General features: G+C 54.0%; 1 protein-coding gene. It reads right to left on the bottom strand.

From position 1 onward, the window contains the following. Window position 1: 1 nt before the first annotated feature. Window positions 2-782: IS630 family transposase (locus QQS14_RS16425; protein ID WP_285908099.1), on the bottom strand; the 781-nt coding region annotated here is incomplete at its 5' end.

Raw genomic sequence — 782 nt, 5'->3', positions numbered from 1 at the left:
ATTAAGCCTTCAAGGGCTTCCCTTCGTAGGTCCATTTAAACGGGTGCGCTCGCTCTTCATTGTAATGCTTGATATACTTCATAATTTGCTTCACAAGCGCGGATTTAGACCGCCAGATGCCGCCCTTGATCACATCACGGGAGAAGATGTTGAACCATATTTCTATCTGATTCAACCAGGAGGAATAGGTCGGCGTAAAGTGCAGGTGCAATCGACGGCGTTTCGCAACCCACTCCATCACTGCACTGTGCTTGTGCGCACTGAGATTGTCGGCAATGACATGCAGTTCCTTGCCAGGATACTTCCGGTAGATGTGCTTCAAAAAGTTGAGAAACTCCGTATGGTTTGTGCTTTCAACGCACCGCCCATCCACCGTTCCTTCGTGTACGGCAAGTGCGGCAAGAAGACACGCTGTGCCGTGGCGTTTGTAGGTGGCCGTCATGCGCTTGGGCTCACCCACCTGCATCGGCAAAAGCGGTTGGGTGCGATCAAGTGCCTGAATCTGAGATTTCTCGTCGACGCACAGCACCAAAGCATTTTCGGGCGGGTTCATGTACAGTCCGATGATGGCCGCCTGCTTTTCCGCAAACTCCGGGTCCGGACTCTTTCCGCACCAGTATTTGACCTTGTGAGGTTTCAGGTCGCCGGAGTTGAGGATTCTGTGGACCGAGCCCACGCCCAAGCCAGTCGCTTCAGCGATCTTTCGGACGCTCCAGGCATTGCTTCCGTCCACGGGGGTGGTGCAGGCCAAGGCCATAACTTCCAAACGTTGCTCCTGGGTG

It is taken from the genome of Pseudodesulfovibrio pelocollis (genome assembly GCF_030282845.1).
Taxonomy (GTDB): domain Bacteria; phylum Desulfobacterota; class Desulfovibrionia; order Desulfovibrionales; family Desulfovibrionaceae; genus Pseudodesulfovibrio; species Pseudodesulfovibrio pelocollis.
The sequence above is the reverse complement of the archived record's forward strand: the minus strand, read 5'-3'. Positions and strand labels throughout refer to the sequence as shown.